12 protein-coding genes are annotated in these 15,669 nt (G+C 60.6%); 5 read left to right on the forward strand and 7 right to left on the reverse strand.

The features are described 5' to 3' along the window. Positions 1-360: 360 nt before the first annotated feature. Positions 361-978 (reverse strand): LysE family translocator, encoded by a 618-nt coding sequence (locus V7714_RS18365; protein WP_335711020.1) that lies wholly within the window; start codon positions 976-978, stop codon positions 361-363. Positions 979-1,105: 127 nt separating this feature from the next. Here V7714_RS18365 and V7714_RS18370 point away from each other — a divergent pair, with 127 nt between their 5' ends. After that, entirely contained in the window at positions 1,106-1,555 is a 450-nt protein-coding gene (locus tag V7714_RS18370) for an Lrp/AsnC family transcriptional regulator (RefSeq protein ID WP_335711021.1), read from the forward strand. A gap of 22 nt (positions 1,556-1,577) precedes the next feature. Here V7714_RS18370 and V7714_RS18375 read toward each other — a convergent pair whose 3' ends face one another. After that, complete coding sequence (locus tag V7714_RS18375; protein WP_335711074.1) at positions 1,578-2,279, reverse strand: aspartate/glutamate racemase family protein; 702 nt, start codon at positions 2,277-2,279, stop codon at positions 1,578-1,580. Positions 2,280-2,335: 56 nt separating this feature from the next. Continuing rightward, the gene (locus V7714_RS18380) at positions 2,336-2,758 is read right to left on the reverse strand and encodes a DUF488 domain-containing protein (protein ID WP_335711022.1); all 423 of its coding nucleotides are present in this window, start codon (positions 2,756-2,758) and stop codon (positions 2,336-2,338) included. 562 nt (positions 2,759-3,320) lie between these two features. Between V7714_RS18380 and V7714_RS18385 the strand changes: the two genes are divergently transcribed. After that, positions 3,321-3,593 carry a polyhydroxyalkanoic acid system family protein gene (locus tag V7714_RS18385; protein WP_284197926.1) on the forward strand — a complete coding sequence of 91 codons (273 nt, stop codon included), beginning with the start codon at positions 3,321-3,323 and terminating at the stop codon, positions 3,591-3,593. A 113-nt stretch (positions 3,594-3,706) separates the two neighbouring features. Here the strand turns inward: V7714_RS18385 and V7714_RS18390 are convergent, their stop codons facing one another. After that, complete coding sequence (locus tag V7714_RS18390) at positions 3,707-5,701, reverse strand: SDR family oxidoreductase (protein WP_335711023.1); 1,995 nt, start codon at positions 5,699-5,701, stop codon at positions 3,707-3,709. Positions 5,702-5,881: 180 nt separating this feature from the next. Here V7714_RS18390 and V7714_RS18395 point away from each other — a divergent pair, with 180 nt between their 5' ends. The 3 genes from V7714_RS18395 to V7714_RS18405 all read left to right on the forward strand — a co-directional run bounded on the left by V7714_RS18395 (position 5,882) and on the right by V7714_RS18405 (position 9,535). Beyond that, positions 5,882-7,384, forward strand: coding sequence for a WS/DGAT/MGAT family O-acyltransferase (locus tag V7714_RS18395; protein WP_335711024.1), 1,503 nt, complete (start codon positions 5,882-5,884; stop codon positions 7,382-7,384). 155 nt (positions 7,385-7,539) lie between these two features. Then, the gene (locus V7714_RS18400) at positions 7,540-8,694 is read left to right on the forward strand and encodes an aminotransferase-like domain-containing protein (protein ID WP_335711025.1); all 1,155 of its coding nucleotides are present in this window, start codon (positions 7,540-7,542) and stop codon (positions 8,692-8,694) included. Positions 8,695-8,803: 109 nt separating this feature from the next. Beyond that, positions 8,804-9,535 carry a substrate-binding periplasmic protein gene (locus tag V7714_RS18405; RefSeq protein ID WP_335711026.1) on the forward strand — a complete coding sequence of 244 codons (732 nt, stop codon included), beginning with the start codon at positions 8,804-8,806 and terminating at the stop codon, positions 9,533-9,535. An 88-nt stretch (positions 9,536-9,623) separates the two neighbouring features. On the opposite strand, the gene fusA is transcribed toward V7714_RS18405, so the two are convergent. The 3 genes from fusA to V7714_RS18420 all read right to left on the reverse strand — a co-directional run bounded on the left by fusA (position 9,624) and on the right by V7714_RS18420 (position 15,564). Then, positions 9,624-11,651: an elongation factor G gene (gene fusA / locus V7714_RS18410; protein ID WP_335711027.1), complete on the reverse strand. Its 2,028-nt coding sequence runs from the start codon at positions 11,649-11,651 to the stop codon at positions 9,624-9,626. Between the two features lie 593 nt (positions 11,652-12,244). Further along, positions 12,245-13,027, reverse strand: coding sequence for a hypothetical protein (locus V7714_RS18415; RefSeq protein WP_284197932.1), 783 nt, complete (start codon positions 13,025-13,027; stop codon positions 12,245-12,247). Positions 13,028-13,173: 146 nt separating this feature from the next. Next, on the reverse strand, positions 13,174-15,564 hold the full coding sequence (locus V7714_RS18420; protein WP_335711028.1) for a CehA/McbA family metallohydrolase: 2,391 nt from the start codon (positions 15,562-15,564) through the stop codon (positions 13,174-13,176). Positions 15,565-15,669 lie beyond the last annotated feature (105 nt).

The raw sequence follows: 15,669 nt of genomic DNA on the forward strand, positions 1-15,669 counted from the left end.
GCGTGACAGCTGCCCTTCTGGCGTTACTGGCGTTGTCTATGGCTTGCTTGCGAACCGTGCTCAAGCTGTTGGGTGCGAAGAAGGCCTTGAACTGGCCCCACTTTCCGAGTGGCCTGCCGACTGCAGCATCCACTTCCTTTTTATAACGGTCATACCGCTGCTTGTAGGTCTGTGGCATCCATCCCTCCTGATTGCTGTGTTTGGGTGGTGTGCCGCGGCACCCGATCTCAGGAAGTCTAGTCAGGGCTTGGGTGGATACGCATCATCAGAATGGAGGAGGATGTACGGATAGGGTGCGACCGTCTGCCTGGCCTGAAGGCGCGTGCACGGGCGCTACGCGGGTTTCGCCCGGCAGATACATCAGTCCACCACTAGGCCGAACAATTGCCAGCAGGCAAAGCCGATCAGCAATAGCCCGGCGGTTTGGCCCAAATAGCGCAGCTGAGGCGGTCTGAGGTGATGCCGACCGGCGGCTACGCCACATGCCAGGCCTAGCCACCAGAGGGCCGAACCGGTGAAGATGCCAGCGACCATGAGCGCTGCCTGGCTGATGCTGCTTGTTTGGCCTTGACCTAGTACGGCGAAGACGGCGGCGAATGACAGTATGGTCATGGGGTTGGTCAGCGTCAGGGCAAATACCGAGGCGAATGCGCTGACATGGCTGCCGTGTTTGACCTCTGCGGCAGCAGCGGGTGGTGTGCTGCGCAGCATGGCTATGCCCATCCAGATCAGCATGGCGCCACCGACTAGCGTCAATGGCAAGGTCAATGCGGTAAACGCCAGGGTCAGGCTGGTGATGCCCAGCGCACCGATGGCGCCATAGCAGGCATCTGCCGTAGCGGCGCCCAGGCCGCTGGCAAAGCCTGTACGGGCGCCATGCTGCAGCGTGCGTTGTATGCATAGCAGGCCGATGGGGCCTACTGGGGCAGCAATGGAGAGGCCGATCAGGCAGGCTTGCAGGAAGAGTGGGGTATCCATGAGTGGGCTCCAGGTTGTATGGATAGATTGTCCAAGTCTGTGGCCCGTGCTTGAATGGTATGTCTAAGGATGTTTTGGGTACTTGCCTAAAATTCTTTTGAATATTCGGCGATGGCATAGGGATTTTATGGAGATCGATGGAAAGTCCTGGAAAATACTGCAGGCCATACAGGCTGATGGACGTATCTCGCTGACGGAGCTGGCGGCCAAGGTGGCGCTATCCGTGCCGGCGGCATCGGAACGTTTGAAGCGCCTGGAGGAGGCTGGGGTAGTACGGGGCTATCGTGCGCTGGTATCGGCCGAGGCGGTGGGCTACGACGTGATGGCACTGGTAGGCATGACTACCGCCCAGCCCGATAAGGCCAGATTGATTGCGCAGTTGCAGAGCATGCCCGAAGTGCTGGAATGCTTGCATGTCACCGGGCAGGACTCGTTCGTCTTGCGGGTGGTGACACGCAATATCCGCCATTTGGAGCAGTTCGTCGGCAGCATCAATCACTTTGGCGAGACGCGTACCTCTATCGTGATGTCGGCGCCGATTGCTTTGCGGCCTTTGGCTCCGCCTGGCGGTGTATGAAGCCGAGTGGCGATAGGCCGCTTCAGTCGATGTTGCTAGCCATCGCCATGCTGGCCGCTGCGTAGGCATGCAGGCGAGTGGTATCGAACAAGGGTACGGCTGCGTGCTCAGGCCCGATCAGCATGCTGATTTCGGTGCAACCGAGGATCACGGCTTGCGCGCCTTGATCCTTCAGCTGCTTGATGATGCGCTGGTACTCACGCCGGGATGAGTCGCTGACAAGGCCCTGACACAGTTCCTCGTAGATGACGTGATGGACGATGTCGCGATCGGGGGCGTCCGGTACCAGCACGGCTATGCCGTGTTGTTGCATGCGATCGCGGTAGAACGCTTGTTCCATGGTAAAGCGGGTGCCGAGCAGCCCTACTGTCTGCATGCCGGCTTGGCGTATGGCGGCTGCAGTGGGGTCGGCTATGTGCAGCAAGGGTATATTGGCGGCTGCCGTGATCATATCGGCCACCTTGTGCATGGTGTTGGTACAAAGCACCAGCAGATCTGCGCCTGTGGCCTCCAGCTTCTGTGCAACGCTGGCCAGCTGCCTGCCGGCTTCGTCCCACGCGTTATCGCGCTGCAACTGGGCTATGCCATGGAAGTCCACGCTGTAGAGCACTATGCGTGCGGAGTGCAAGCCGCCTAGTTGTTGCCGCACTGCCTGATTGATGTGCTGGTAATAAGGAACGGTGGACTCCCAGCTCATACCGCCGATCAGACCTATGGTGAGCAGGGAGGTGGTTGGTTTGCTGTCAGGGTTCATGATGGCTTTCTGGCGGCATGCAGGTATCAGGTGTGGGTAAGGGGTGGTGAGTCGGGTGCCAGCTCTGCCAAGCGGGCACCCCGCTCTGCTAGTAGTTCTCTCAGCACCGAGCGATGGCAACGCGCTTCATCTTCACAATAACAACCTATGGCCAGCTCACTCTGGTGCGACAGTGCCGCCAGCAGATCCAGCACCCTGGCTGCATCGGCTTCATTCATCTCGGTGCGGAAGCGGCGCTTGAATCCTGTCCAGTCCGCTTCGCTGACTGCAGCCTTGCCCACGGCCATTAGTTCGTTACTGGGTGCGAGGTTGGGCAGCCAGGTATCGTAATAGTTGCGGCTGGCAAACTCGGCCTTGGGCACGCCGCGCGGCGGGCGACGCACTGTGCCGATGCGCAGCCCTTCGTTGGGCAGGCGGGGGCTGCCGAGGCGGATGATGTGTATGGCCATAAGGGCTCTTTGGGATAGTGAGCGCCGTTTCCAATTTGGAAGACAAGCGGTTTGTCGTTATGCCGAAACGTATTCAGGGTAGTTGCGGGGAGTATGTGGTGCAAGATCACACGAACGGCTGACACTAGTTCAGTGCATATACGCAGGGTCTTGGCTGACTTCATGTCTTATACCAGATCGTGCAGCTGCAGCGACCCCGTGCCCGCCAGAGGGGAACCCATTCCCCGGCATCCAGACTGATTCTTGTTGGGCTGGGGAATACAGCGTGGTGCTTGTTCCTGTACTCGCCCATGGAAGGCGAGCTAAAGTAAGTTTCAGCCTAGCAAGCCTTGTCCCGGCCGACCGTACCAGAGGACACTATTAGCGGAGTGTTTGGCGTTTACGCCGTAGCTGGGCATTGCCGCACGACTAGGGCTAGGCCAGGAGCGAACAAAGAATTTCCCGGAGAATGGCCACGAAGGGCTGGCAGGCGGCGGATTTGGCGCTAAGCTACACAGCATTCGAAAGCAGCTTGCCGGTGGTGGCGGTTGCGCACTGATAAACAGTACGGTGGAGCAAGCACATGTCGATACATATACAGTACCCTCACAGCAAGCCGCACGACGAGGCACTTAAGCTGGCTGGCGAAGTGGCCGAGCAGATGAAGCAGGAGTTCGGTATGGACTACCGCTGGGAGGGGGAGGTCTTGCACTTCCAGCGCCCTGGTGTTTCTGGCCAATTGACTGTGGCGGCAGATGAGGTGGTGGTAGACGCCAAGCTGGGTTTCCTGCTGATGGCACTGAAGCCCAGGATAGAGTCGGAAGTGAAGGGTTTTCTGGGGCAGCATTTCGGCTAGCTTGCGGTTGCATGGCACCCGTAAAGGCGTGCTTGTCCGGCTTGGGCCAGCAATGAAAAAGGCAGGTGGGAAACCACCTGCCTTTTTCATTGTGCTGCGGTGACCGTGCAGGCTTACAGGTGTATGCCCTTCATGATCTGCATGAATGCCAGTTGGTCTGCGCTCAGTTCCTGGGTGCGACCACCTTCCTTGCCGCCTTGGGCGGCGGAGGAGTCGGGGAACATGCGATAGGCGGTGTTCATGATGATCTGTGCCACGCGCGGTGCCAGGGCATGGATCATCTGGCCAAAGATACCAAGGCCCGACGCCACTCGTACGGGCTTGTAGATGACGGCCTGTGCCACCATGTCGGCCGCTTCATCCGGGCTGATGATGAAGGGCATGTTCTTGTAGATGTCGGTGGGGGCGATCATGGGGGTGCGCACCAGCGGCATATTGATGGTGGTGAAGTAGACACCACGATCGGAGAATTCGCTGGCGGCACAGCGGGTGAAGGCATCCAGAGCGGCCTTGGAGGCCACATAGGCCGAGAAGCGTGGCGAGTTGGTCAGTACCCCGATGGAGGAGATATTGACCACATGGCCGCTCTTGCGGGTGCTCATGCTAGGCAGCAGGGCCAGGGTAAGGCGCAGGCTACCGAAGTAGTTGAGCTGCATGGTCCGCTCGAAGTCGTGGAAGCGGTCATAGCTGTTTTCAACGGCGCGGCGGATGGAGCGGCCGGCGTTGTTGATCAGCACATCCACGTGGCCGTGCTCGTCCAGTACTTTCTTGGCCAGCTCGTCGATGGCATCGAGGCTGGACAGATCGCAGGAATATACCGAGCATTTGCCGCCGCAGGCTTCGATTTCCTTCTTGGTGGCCTCCAGTTTCTCCATGTCGCGGGCCACGATGATGACATGTGCGCCGGCGGCGGCAAGCTTCATGGCGCTGGCCTGGCCGATGCCGGAGGAGCCGCCGGTGATCAGCACGTTCTTGCCACGCGATACGCCGGACAGCGAGCGATCGATGAACAGATCCGGGTCGAGATGGCGTTCCCAGTAGTCCCACAACTTCCAGGCATAGTCTTCCAGCGCCGGAATCTTGATATCGGTGCCGGCCAGCAGCTTCTGGGTCTGGCGGCTGTCGAAGCGCGTCGGGTAGGACACGAAGTTCATGATGTCGGGTGGCAGGCCCAGATCACGCATGACCGCATCACGCACGCGGCGTACGGGGGTCAGCGAGCTGATGGCCTGACGTATCATCGACGGCACAAAGCCAAAAATGGCCGGGTTGAGCCGCACGGTCAGCTTGGGGGCATGGGCGGCTTCGGCAAAGATGGCCAGCACTTCGCCCACGCGCTTGGCATCGGGGTCGGTCAGGTGGAAGCAGCCGCCGTTGTGACCGTTGAGGTGGGCGATGTGATCCATGGCTTCGACCACGTAATCCACCGGTACCAGGTTGATGCGACCGCCGTCTATGCCGATGGCAGGCATCCACGGCGGCAGGATCTTGCGCATTTTCTGCAAGACCTTGAAGAAGTAGTAGGGGCCGTCGATCTTGTCGATCTCACCGGTCTTGGAGCTGCCGACCACGATGCCAGGCCGGTAGACCCGCCAGGGGCGCTTGCATTCACGCCGGACGATGGCTTCGGAGTCGTGCTTGGTGCGGAAGTAGGGGTGGTTGAGCTTGCCGGCTTCTTCGAACATGTCTTCCGAGAACACGCCCTCATAGAGGCCGGCGGCCGCGATGGAGCTGGTGTGATGGAAGATGCCGGCTTCTACGGCCTCGGCGAACTCCACTGCATGGCGGGTACCGTTGACGTTGGCTTCGAGCTGTTCCTCGGCGGTGGCCTTGAGGTCGTACAGGGCGGCCAGATGGAAGAAGTGCTTGATCTTGCCCTTCAGCTCCGCGATGTCTTTCTTGGAGACACCCAACTGGGTTTTACCCAGCTCGCCGACTACCGGGATGACGCGATCAGCGTCCTTGCCCCAGCGTTCCTTGATCTTGTCGAACTTTTCCAGCGATTCCTTGCGTACCAGCGCGTAGATCTTGCCCTTGCGTTTCTTCAGCAGAGTCTGGACGAGGTTATTGCCGATAAAACCGGTAGCACCGGTCACGAAATAAGTCATGGGGCTTGCTCCTCGTTATTCGTATGCGTATGCAGTCTGGGCGATTGACGTGCCCGTAAGCCGCACCGTGTAGTGGTCGGCGGCGACTAGCTGTGTTCTATAATCCTCCGAGAGCAACGTCAAGCGAGCGGTCGTCCGACTCGTAAACAACAACCACAATTCAGACACAGGGTGGGAAATATGCTGTTGAATCTCTTTGGTTCGGGCAAGGAATCAATGTCGGCCGTTGACACGGCTTGGTTGCGCATGGATAGGCCAACCAACCTGATGGTGATTACCGGCATCATGTTCTTTGAGGGCCATATGGACATTGCCCGGCTGCGCGGCGTGCTGGAAAGCCGCCTGCTGAAGTACCAGCGCTTCAAGCAGCGGGTGGTACGTACAGGTACCAACGCCGCCTGGGAAAACGATCCGGATTTCGATATAGACAACCACCTGCATAGGGTGGCGTTGCCTGGGAATGCGGGCAAGCCCGAGCTGGAGGCCTTCGTCAACGAACATATTTCCACCCCGCTCGATTTCGGCAAGCCGCTTTGGCAGTTCCACCTGGTAGAGAACTACCAGGGGGGCAGCGCACTCGTTGCGCGCATACATCATTGCATCGGTGATGGTATCGCCTTGATACAGGTGCTATTGTCGCTGACCGACAAGGAAGTCGACGGCGATAGTGCGCCAGCGCCGAAGAAGCTCAAGTTCCAGGCTGGCGAACGGGAGCCGGATGATCCCTTCATGCGACTCTACAAGCCGGTGGCCAAGATGTACGCCGGGGTGCTGAAGAGCTATGGCAAGGTGCTGGGGACCAGCTACGGCCTGATGATGAATCCGGGCAAGATAGCCGAGTACACCCAGACTGGGCTGGCCATCAGCCAGGGACTGGCCAAGCTGGCGGCCATGCCTGCCGACCCGCGCACCAAGTTCAAGGGCAAGCTCTCTACTGCCAAGCGTATTGCCTGGTCTGAATCGTTGCCGTTGCCCGAGGTCAAGCATGTGGGCAAGGCGCTGGGTTGTTCCATCAATGATGTGTTGCTGTCGTGCGTGGCCGGTGCCTTGCGGGCCTATTTGGTGGAGAAGGGGCAGAACGTGGATGGCCTCGATATCCGCGCCTCGGTTCCGGTTAATCTGCGGCCTGAGAGCAAGCTGGACAAGCTGGGCAACTACTTTGGGCTGGTGTTCCTGCCGCTACCCATAGGCGTGGCCAACCCGATAGAGCGGGTGTACGAAGTCAAGCGCCGCATGGAGGAGATCAAGGGAGGCTACGATGCCATCATTACCCTGGGTCTGCTCAGTGTGGTGGGCTCCCTGCCCAATATCGTCGAGCAGCCGGCCATTGAGTATTTCAGCACCAAGTCCACAGCCGTCATGACCAATGTACCCGGCCCGCGTGAGCCGATTTACATGGCGGGCAACAAGGTGAGTGACCTGCAGTTCTGGGTGCCGCAGTCGGGCGAGATAGGCATGGGGGTGTCCATCCTCTCGTACAACGACAGGGTCAATTTTGGTGTGATGACAGACAAGAAGCTGGTGGCCGAGCCTGCCCGCATCATCGAGCGGTTTGGTGAGGAGTTTGAGAAGCTGGTTTTGGCAACGCTGTTGAGCGTGGTGGATTGCCCGCCGGACCCCGAGCTGGCCGAATTGCATCTGGCGGTGCTGCGGATGCAGAGCGAGGCCGGCAAACACGCCTGATGCGGCGGTTGCTAGCCTGGCAGACGGGCCATGGGGCGTGGGCTAGCCTGGACGGGCCGGTACGGTTGGGGGCATACGGATACGCACCGTCACTTGTGGCGGTGCGTTTTTTCGTTCAGGGTGCGTAGTTTCCCCTTCAATACTACGGAATGCCCATGTTTTCCGAACGCCTTTCCCGTCTGCAGGGCTCGCTGGTACGCGAGATTCTGGCTGTGGCCAACCAGCCTGAGATGATCTCGTTTGCCGGTGGCCTGCCTGCCCCCGAAGCCATGCCCAAGCTCGATTTCAATGGCTTGCCTGATGGCCTGAGCCAGTATGGCCCCAGCGAAGGCGAGAAGTGGCTGCGCGAGGCTGTTGCCGCCGAGATGAGCAAGAATGGCGTGCCGGTGACGGCTGACAATGTGCTGATATTGACCGGCTCGCAGCAGGGCCTGGACCTGGCGGCCAAGCTGTTTGTGGACCACGACACACCGGTGCTGGTTGAGGCGCCGACTTTCCTGGCGGCCGTGCAGTGCTTCAGCCTGTTCGGCGCCCGTTTTGTGGAAGTGGGTCTGACACCCAATGGCCCTGATCTGGAGGAACTGGAACGCAAGCTCAAGAGCGAGAAGCCCCGCTTTGCCTACCTGATCCCCACCTTCCAGAATCCGTCGGGCGTCTGCTATGACGAGGCTACCCGGCAACGGGTGGCCGATCTGTTTGATGAGCACAATGTGGTGCTGCTGGAAGACGAACCCTACCGCGAGCTGGTGTATGACCAGTGCGACCGCGCACCGATCTGTTCCCGCCTGAAGTCGGCACCTTGGGTGCATTTCGGCACTTTCTCCAAGACGGCCATCCCGGGCCTGCGCGTGGCGTATCTGGCCTGCCACCCCAGCCTGATGCCGCATTTCTACAAGCTGAAGCAAGCTGCTGACCTGCATACCAACCGGCAAGGCCAATGGGCCATGCACAAGCTGCTGACCTCGGCCGAGTATCCGGCCCATATTGCCCGTCTGCGTGATTTCTATCACCAGAAGCGCGACATCATGGCTGCAGCCCTGGACAAGCATTTCCATGACCTGGCCGACTGGACTGTGCCGCCGGGTGGCTTGTTCTTCTGGCTGAAGCTCAAGGCTGACATCGACAGCTATGGCTTGCTGCAGCCGGCCCTGGACCGCAAGGTTGCCTTTATGCCAGGCAAGCCCTTTTATGCTACCGACCGTGTGTCCAACGAGTTGCGCTTGAACTTCAGCCACGCGTCGCCGGACAAGATCGAGGAAGGGGTGAAGACCCTGGCAGAGGTGATACGAGCGCATCTGTCCGCAGCCTGATCTGCGCGGGCTTGATCGATTCAGCGAACAGCCACCCTACGGGGTGGCTTTTTCATGTTTGTAGCGGCTATAACCCAGAGCATGCCAAACACCGTATATGGAGTCCGTCATGCGCCAGTCCCTCTCCCTGCTGTTTGCCCTTGCCCTCAGCCTTGCACTGCTGCCGGCCTGGGGCGAGGCGCGTATCGTGGCGGGCGAAGTACCGCCCTTTGTCTATATGGAGAAGGGCGCGGTCAAAGGGGTAGCCGCCGATCTGGTCCGTGAGATGGCCAAGCGGGTGGGGCATTCTGGCAAGATCGATGTGCAGCCTTTTACCCGCATGCTGGAGACCGGTAAAACCGAAGCCAATGTGCTGCTGATACCGCTGGGCCGCAATGCCGCCCGCGAAGCCAGCTATCAGTGGGTGACCGGCCTGGTGGATGAGGAATTCGTGCTGATAGGCCATGCCACCAGCAAGGTGGATGTCAGCAGCTTTAACCCGGCGCTGACCGTGGGGGTGATGCGCGACTCGGTGGGTGCCGGCATAGCCAAGTCCAAGGGCTTTACCAAGATTGAAGATGTGGTGAAGGAGGACATGAATGCCCAGAAGCTGGCCAATGGCCGGATCGATGCCTGGCTGGCCGCCTGGAATTCAGCCTTGCAGGGCCAGCGTGCGGCCGGCCTGGATGCCAAGCAGCTGAAGCGGGGGGCGGTAGCTAGCAGGGTCAGCATCTACCTGGGGGCTTCACTCAAGTTTGACAAGGCTGAAGCCGAGACCTGGAAGGCGGCATTGGAGGCGATGAAAAAGGATGGGAGCTTTGACAGGATTGTGAAGTCGTATGGCTATGAGCTGCCGAAGTAGGTGGGCACTTGGGGCATAGGCCTGAAACCTGCTGCGGCAAATAAAAAGGCGGACACCGAGGTGTCCGCCTTTGAGTTTGTCAGCCGGCTTAGCCGGTGACAGCGCTGGCCACATGGGCGGGTACTGCCGCATAGTGGTCAAACTGCATGGTGAAGCTGGCACGGCCGGCTGTCAGCGCGCGTAGCTGGCCTATGTAGCCGAACATTTCACGCAAGGGCACATGGGCGGCAATCACGACTGCATTGCCACGCATGGTCTGCTCGCGAACCTGTCCACGACGACGGTTCAGGTCGCCAATGGCATCGCCCACATGGTCCAGCGGCGTGACTACTTCCACTGCCATCAGGGGTTCCTGAAGCACCGGGGCGGCTTTACGCAGTGCTTCACGCAAGGCCGCACCAGCCGCCAGCTCAAACGCCAAGGGCGAAGAGTCGCGGTCGTGGTAGCTGCCATCCACCAGGGTAACCTTGAGGTCGACCACCGGGTAGCCAGCCACCACGCCCTGTTTGACCGTGTTGCGTACACCGGCCTCCACGCCAGGGATAAACTCGCGCGGGATGGCGCCACCGGTCAGCTGGTGGCCGAATATCAGACCGCTGCCGTGGGGTAGCGGCTCCACCATCAGTTCCACCTCGGCATATTGGCCGGGGCCGCCAGTCTGCTTCTTGTGCATATGGCGCACCGTGGCGGCCTGGGTGATGGTTTCGCGGTAAGCCACCTGTGGCTGCCCGACGTTGACCTCCACCTTGAAGCGGCTGCGCAGCTTCTCCAGCGTGACCTCGAGTTGCAGCTCGCCCATGCCTGACAGCACGGTCTGGCCGGTCTCGTGATCCTGCTTGAGATGCAGGCTGGGGTCCTCGGACAGCAGGGCCTGCAGACCCTTGAGCAGGTTCTGCTGGTCGGCCTGCGTCCTGGGTTCCACCGCCACATCGATCACCGGTTCCGGTGTGTCGATGCGTTCCAGTACCAGTGGATGTGCCTGCGCCGTCAGCGTATCGCCGGTTACCGTGGCCTTGAGCCCGGCAATGGCGACGATATCGCCGGCGATGGCGAAGTCACGTTCCACCTTGCGGTTGGCATGCATCTCGTACAGCCGTGCGATCCGCTCGCGCTTGCCATTGGTGGCATTGAGCACCACGTCACCCACCGCCAGGCGGCCACGGTACAGCCGGGTGAAGGTCAGCATGCCGTGATCATCGTGCTGCACCTTGAAGGCGAGTGCCGCGAGGGGGCCGTCAGGATCCACCGCGATATCGTGCTCGCTGGCCACCAGCACTTCGCCGGGCGCCGGCAGGTAAGCGTTGACGGCGTCCAGCAGCGGCTCCACCCCCTTGTTGCGATAGGCCGAGCCCAGCAGCACCGGTACAAAGGTGCCGGCGAGAGTGCCGCGCCGTATGGCTTGGCGTAGCGCATCGGCACTGGGGTCGGCACCGTCCAGGTAGGCCGCCAGCAGGTCTTCATCCAGCTCTACGGTGGCTTCGACCAACAGCTTGCGATAATGCTGGGCAAGCTCCAGTTGTGCCGCCGGTATGGCTGCCACCTCATAGGGCAAGGGCAGATGGTCTGCCGGCCACAGCAAGGCACGCATCTCTACCAGATCGATGAGGCCACGGAACTCGCCTTCGCTGCCTATGGGTAGCTGCAGTACCAGGGGGGTGATACCCAGGCGCTGCTGCATCATGCCGACCACGCGCAGGAAGTCGGCGCCGGTACGATCCAGCTTGTTGATGAAAGCCAGGCGCGGCACATGGTATTTGTCGGCCAGGCGCCAGTTCGTCTCAGTCTGCGGCTCCACGCCAGCGACGCCGTCGAATACCACCACGGCGCCGTCCAGCACGCGCAGTGAGCGGTTGACCTCGATGTTGAAGTCGATATGGCCAGGCGTGTCGATCAGGTTGATCTGCGTACCTTGCCAGAAGACCGTGGTGGCGGCGCTATTGATGGTGATGCCACGTGCCTTTTCCTGCGGATCGTAGTCCATGGTGGCGGCGCCCTTATGGACTTCGCCCATCTTGTAGTTCTCGCCCGTGTAGAACAGGATGCGTTCGGAGGTGGTGGTCTTACCTGCGTCGACGTGAGCGATGATGCCGATATTGCGTAGTTTTCTGTCTTCCATGATCTGTGTCTTCCAATAAACCACCCCGGAGGGTTTGCACCGGATCCGGGGTGGTTCTGCCAACCGGATAGGTGCTGTACAGCCCCGTCCGGCATGGATGCCGAGGATAGGGCTAGGCCGTATCTTGCGGGGCGGCGACACAGTGCGCAGGGCGTACCGTGGTCACCGGGTTCGTGCCAAAGGGCGAGCGCAAGCCTCTGCTCCCTTGGCTGGACCAAATTACGGCGATCAACTTGTCGTAGGTACGCATGGCGCACTCCTGCTGTGAAAGAAAAAAACAAACCCCGGTGGCTTGAGGCCTACCGGGGTCGGGTGTTACTGCTACCCGGGTAGGCGTTCAGCCTCCCGAGCAGTGCTCAAAAGGCTAGTACGGCATTGCCAGCAATGCGCGATCTGCAAAGGGCGCACGGGCGCCAGCGGCCACGAGGGCAGCGTTGCTTTGGCAGTGATCGAGTTGGTGTTGGGTCATTGCTGAAGTATCCGTAATCTCTTTTTAAAGACTAACACTATGGGCCGGTTTCACGCAATAGGCCGGGATGGGCGGCAGGCATGGCACGCAGCTTCCCTGCCTGCCGGGCAGGGAAGCTGGCGCATCAATCGTCAGTCAGCTCAGACTTGGCGAACTCCACGTCCAGCTTCTCCATGGCATCCAAGGGCTGGCATTCGGCGGCCTCTTCATACAGCTTGGTGGCGTCCTTGACCTTTTTGTTGCCGTAGAGGGTCAGCAGGCCGTTGGCGTATTCGATGCGTGCAATGGCGGAGTGGGGAATCAACTCCAGCGCCTTTTCGTAGTGGGCTTCGGATGCATCCTTGGAGACGCCGTAGGTGAGGGAGCCCACCATGCTGCCGACTTTGCCTATGATCTCGGCGTGGTAGGCACCCAGCGCGATATGCGCTTCGGCGTGCTCGGGGGCCAGTGACAGGGTTTTATCGAGGCTGGCCTTGCATTTGCTGGCGATGCCCTGGGTCAGCGCCTTGGCAATGGAAATGGCCTGGCTGTAACGGCCAAGTGCATAGGCGTGCTGATAGTGGGCATTGATGTTGTTGGGGTTTTCCTTGGCGGCCACTTCGGCGCGGTCGGCGACTTCCTCGAACAGCTCTTTTTTCTCGTCTTCGTCTTCCACCAGATAGGTGGCGTAGATGCTCTGCGCCTTGTTGGCGGCATTCATGCCCGAGCCGGTTTCGGATTTCAGGCCCAGGGCCACGGCATTCTGAAAATCGCCACGATGGTAGGCGCGCCAGGCTTCCTGGCTGGCTTCATCTTCTGGCCAGGGCTCCTGATCGCCGGCGTGCAGGCGTTCCCACTGTTTCCACAGCTTGTCGCCGTCGTAGTCGAAGGCGGCTGCGTCATGGGGAAAGGCTGTCCACTTGCTCATGGTTGTCTCCGCTGTTGTTGGCATCTGGGGCCATTATAGACAGGCGCTTGCTTGGGGCGGCAATCGAAACAAGGCAGGGGCAAGGGCGTTGTGGCGCCTTTGCCCCTGCAGTGTGGCGGTGGGTGTACCGCCTTACCCGGAGTGGGTTAGCGCTTGATGCTGGCGGTGCCGCCGGTGTAGCTCAGCGTCAGGGTATAGCGCTGGCTGCTGCTGCTGCCCTTGTAGCTGATGACCTTGAGGTAGACCGTCTGGGTGGCGTTGCCATTGGTATAGCTCAGGCTCTCGGTGCAGGTATTGCCTAGCGATGATTTGAGCGTGCTGTCGCTGCCATTGACCAGGTAGAGGTCATAGTCCTTGTCAGCGGGGCCGCTCATGTTCACCTTCAGGGTTTCGCCGGGGTTCAGCGTCAGCTTGTAGTAATCCTTGTCGCTGACTGTGCCCATGGTGCCATTGATGCTGCTGACCGTGCGTGCTGCCACGTTGGCACTGCTGAGGCTGCCGTTGGACTCGGTCTCGGCCAGGCTGCCACCGCCGGTGGTGTTGCTGACGTTGAAGCTGACCGGGTTGCTGCTGGCACTGTTGCCGGCGGCGTCATGGGCGCGAGCGACCAGGGTGTGGCTGCCGTTGGACAGGGTGGTGCTGTCCAGTACCAGGCTGTAAGGCGTGCTGTTGTCGCTGCCCTTGCTGATGCCATCGACCAGGAACTCCACATTGCTGACGCCGACATTGTCGCTGGCATTGGCAGCCAGGCTGATGTTGCCGCTGCTGCCGGTGACGCTGGCCGTCACGGCGGGGGGCGTGGTATCGGTGCCGCCGCCACCCGAGGTCTGGTTGACCCAGATCGGAGCAGACCACAACACCTTGCCGTCGTCCTGAGTCAGCTTGGCATAGTAGAAGTGCTCGCCAACGGCTGGCGTCACCGTGGTGACGGCGTCGTTGGACAACAGGGTGACGGTGCCATTGCGCCGCGGCACACCTTCGAATATCTGCACCTGGGTCACGCTACGGCCGGCACTGTTGGCGAAGTTGGCTGTCAGCGTCAGCGGGCCGCTGTTACTGAAGCGCGCGCCCATGATGTGACCATTGGCGGTGAAGATCAGCTGCGATTGCTTGTCCATGCTGGCAAACACCCGGCGTGCGCGCATGGCTTCGACAAAGTTGACCATGTTCAGGGCCGCGCCTTGGGGGATCAGTACGCCGGTGCGGTTGGTGTAGCTGGTACCCCAGTTGGCGCAGTGATTGTCCTGGTTGGTGGTGGGCGCGACATGGTAGCCCCGCTCCAGCAGCATGTTGTAGGCGCTTTCGTAGTTGCTGCGGCCGGTCTCGGTCTCGGTGGTGTTGGAGGAGAAGGCCGAGGTATTCATGATCTCGGTGGCCACCATGACTTCGTCGCCATTGGCGTCATAGCCCAGTGCCGTGCCATTGATCAGGAATTGGCCGCTACGCTCGGGGTGGTTGAACTGACCTATCCAGCCTTGCTGCTTCATGGTGGCGTAGAGGTTGGCGTAGTCGTTCTTGGCAACAAAGCGGTCACCGATCAACTGGTTGCTGCTGTTGTACTCCCAGGCCAGCAGCTCATGGGCATTCAGAATGTTGAGGTGACCACCGTTGTTGATGACGCCCCACTCCATGCCGTAAAGGGCCAGGAAGTCGGGGTTGGCGGTATTGTGGTTGCTGGCCGCGGCCAGGCCGGCCTGGTAGCGGTTGCGGGCGGTGGTGGGATTGGCTGCGCTATTGGTGCTGGAGGAACCATCGAAATAATGGTTGTGCTCCGAGGTCATCAGAAAATCAAGGCCGGCATTGCGGGCGTAGCTGAAGGCATCGGCCGGGCCGTACTGGCCGGTCTGGGCGGGCTGCGAAGAGGTGCAGCTGCCGATGGCACCGCCGCCATCCGAATCATTGGTCTGGCTGTGCAGGTTGCCGTAATAGACGGTATAGGGCAGCGAGCCGGTAGCCGGGGCTGCCTGTATGCGCATGCCGCCCTTGCGCTGCACGGTGGGCAGGCCGGCGAAGCGGGGCATGGCCGGCTTGGCCGGATTGCCGACACGGATATCCCAGCGCTGCAGCTTGCGGTCGTGATCGTCGGCGGTCTGCAGCAGGCGGCTTACCCGGGCACTGGTGTTGCCGGCAATGCTGCGGGCGAGGACGGGATCGGCCACGGTGGCATGCAGTTGCACGCTGTAGGTGCCGTCAGGCAGGCCGGCATGCTTGCCGCTGCGGCCGGCCCAGGGGACTTCTACCGTCAGTGGTCGGCCCAGATAGGACGACTCACCCTCCCAGCGCTCGACCAGCTTGCCCTTGGGGTCCAGCAGTTCCAGGCGCCAGGCCACGGTTTGCAGGTATTTGGCGCCAGGGTAGTCAAATTGCAGGGCAAAGGTGCGCGCGCCGTTGATGTCGCGGCCAGCATAGGGTGCCGACAGGGTGGCGTCGAACTCGAAATGGTCGGGGTTGCGGCTGCCGGGGGCGGCGGCCCAGGCGCTGCTGACGGCGAGGCTCAGTGCCAGTGCAGCGCAGTACGAAGTGTGTTTCTCTCTCACGGTATTCCCTTATAGACAACGCAACCGAAACGGATGCCGGTTGCGCGGGCGGGATTCTACCGGGCCGGTGGTTAAGGGAATATTTAATTAATCAAACAGTTGGAC

This window comes from Chitinimonas sp. JJ19 (assembly GCF_036961565.1).
In the GTDB taxonomy this organism is placed as follows: Bacteria; Pseudomonadota; Gammaproteobacteria; order Burkholderiales; family Chitinimonadaceae; genus Chitinimonas.

What these genes read in the sequence shown, in the direction of transcription:
- V7714_RS18395 (WP_335711024.1), top strand. Translation starts at nt 5,882, where the DNA reads ATGCTGTTGAATCTCTTTGGTTCGGGCAAGGAATCAATGTCGGCCGTT.
- V7714_RS18370 (WP_335711021.1), top strand. Translation starts at nt 1,106, where the DNA reads ATGGAGATCGATGGAAAGTCCTGGAAAATACTGCAGGCCATACAGGCT.
- V7714_RS18365 (WP_335711020.1), bottom strand. Translation starts at nt 978, where the DNA reads ATGGATACCCCACTCTTCCTGCAAGCCTGCCTGATCGGCCTCTCCATT.
- V7714_RS18380 (WP_335711022.1), bottom strand. Translation starts at nt 2,758, where the DNA reads ATGGCCATACACATCATCCGCCTCGGCAGCCCCCGCCTGCCCAACGAA.
- fusA (WP_335711027.1), bottom strand. Translation starts at nt 11,651, where the DNA reads ATGGAAGACAGAAAACTACGCAATATCGGCATCATCGCTCACGTCGAC.
- V7714_RS18390 (WP_335711023.1), bottom strand. Translation starts at nt 5,701, where the DNA reads ATGACTTATTTCGTGACCGGTGCTACCGGTTTTATCGGCAATAACCTC.
- V7714_RS18415 (WP_284197932.1), bottom strand. Translation starts at nt 13,027, where the DNA reads ATGAGCAAGTGGACAGCCTTTCCCCATGACGCAGCCGCCTTCGACTAC.
- V7714_RS18405 (WP_335711026.1), top strand. Translation starts at nt 8,804, where the DNA reads ATGCGCCAGTCCCTCTCCCTGCTGTTTGCCCTTGCCCTCAGCCTTGCA.
- V7714_RS18385 (WP_284197926.1), top strand. Translation starts at nt 3,321, where the DNA reads ATGTCGATACATATACAGTACCCTCACAGCAAGCCGCACGACGAGGCA.
- V7714_RS18400 (WP_335711025.1), top strand. Translation starts at nt 7,540, where the DNA reads ATGTTTTCCGAACGCCTTTCCCGTCTGCAGGGCTCGCTGGTACGCGAG.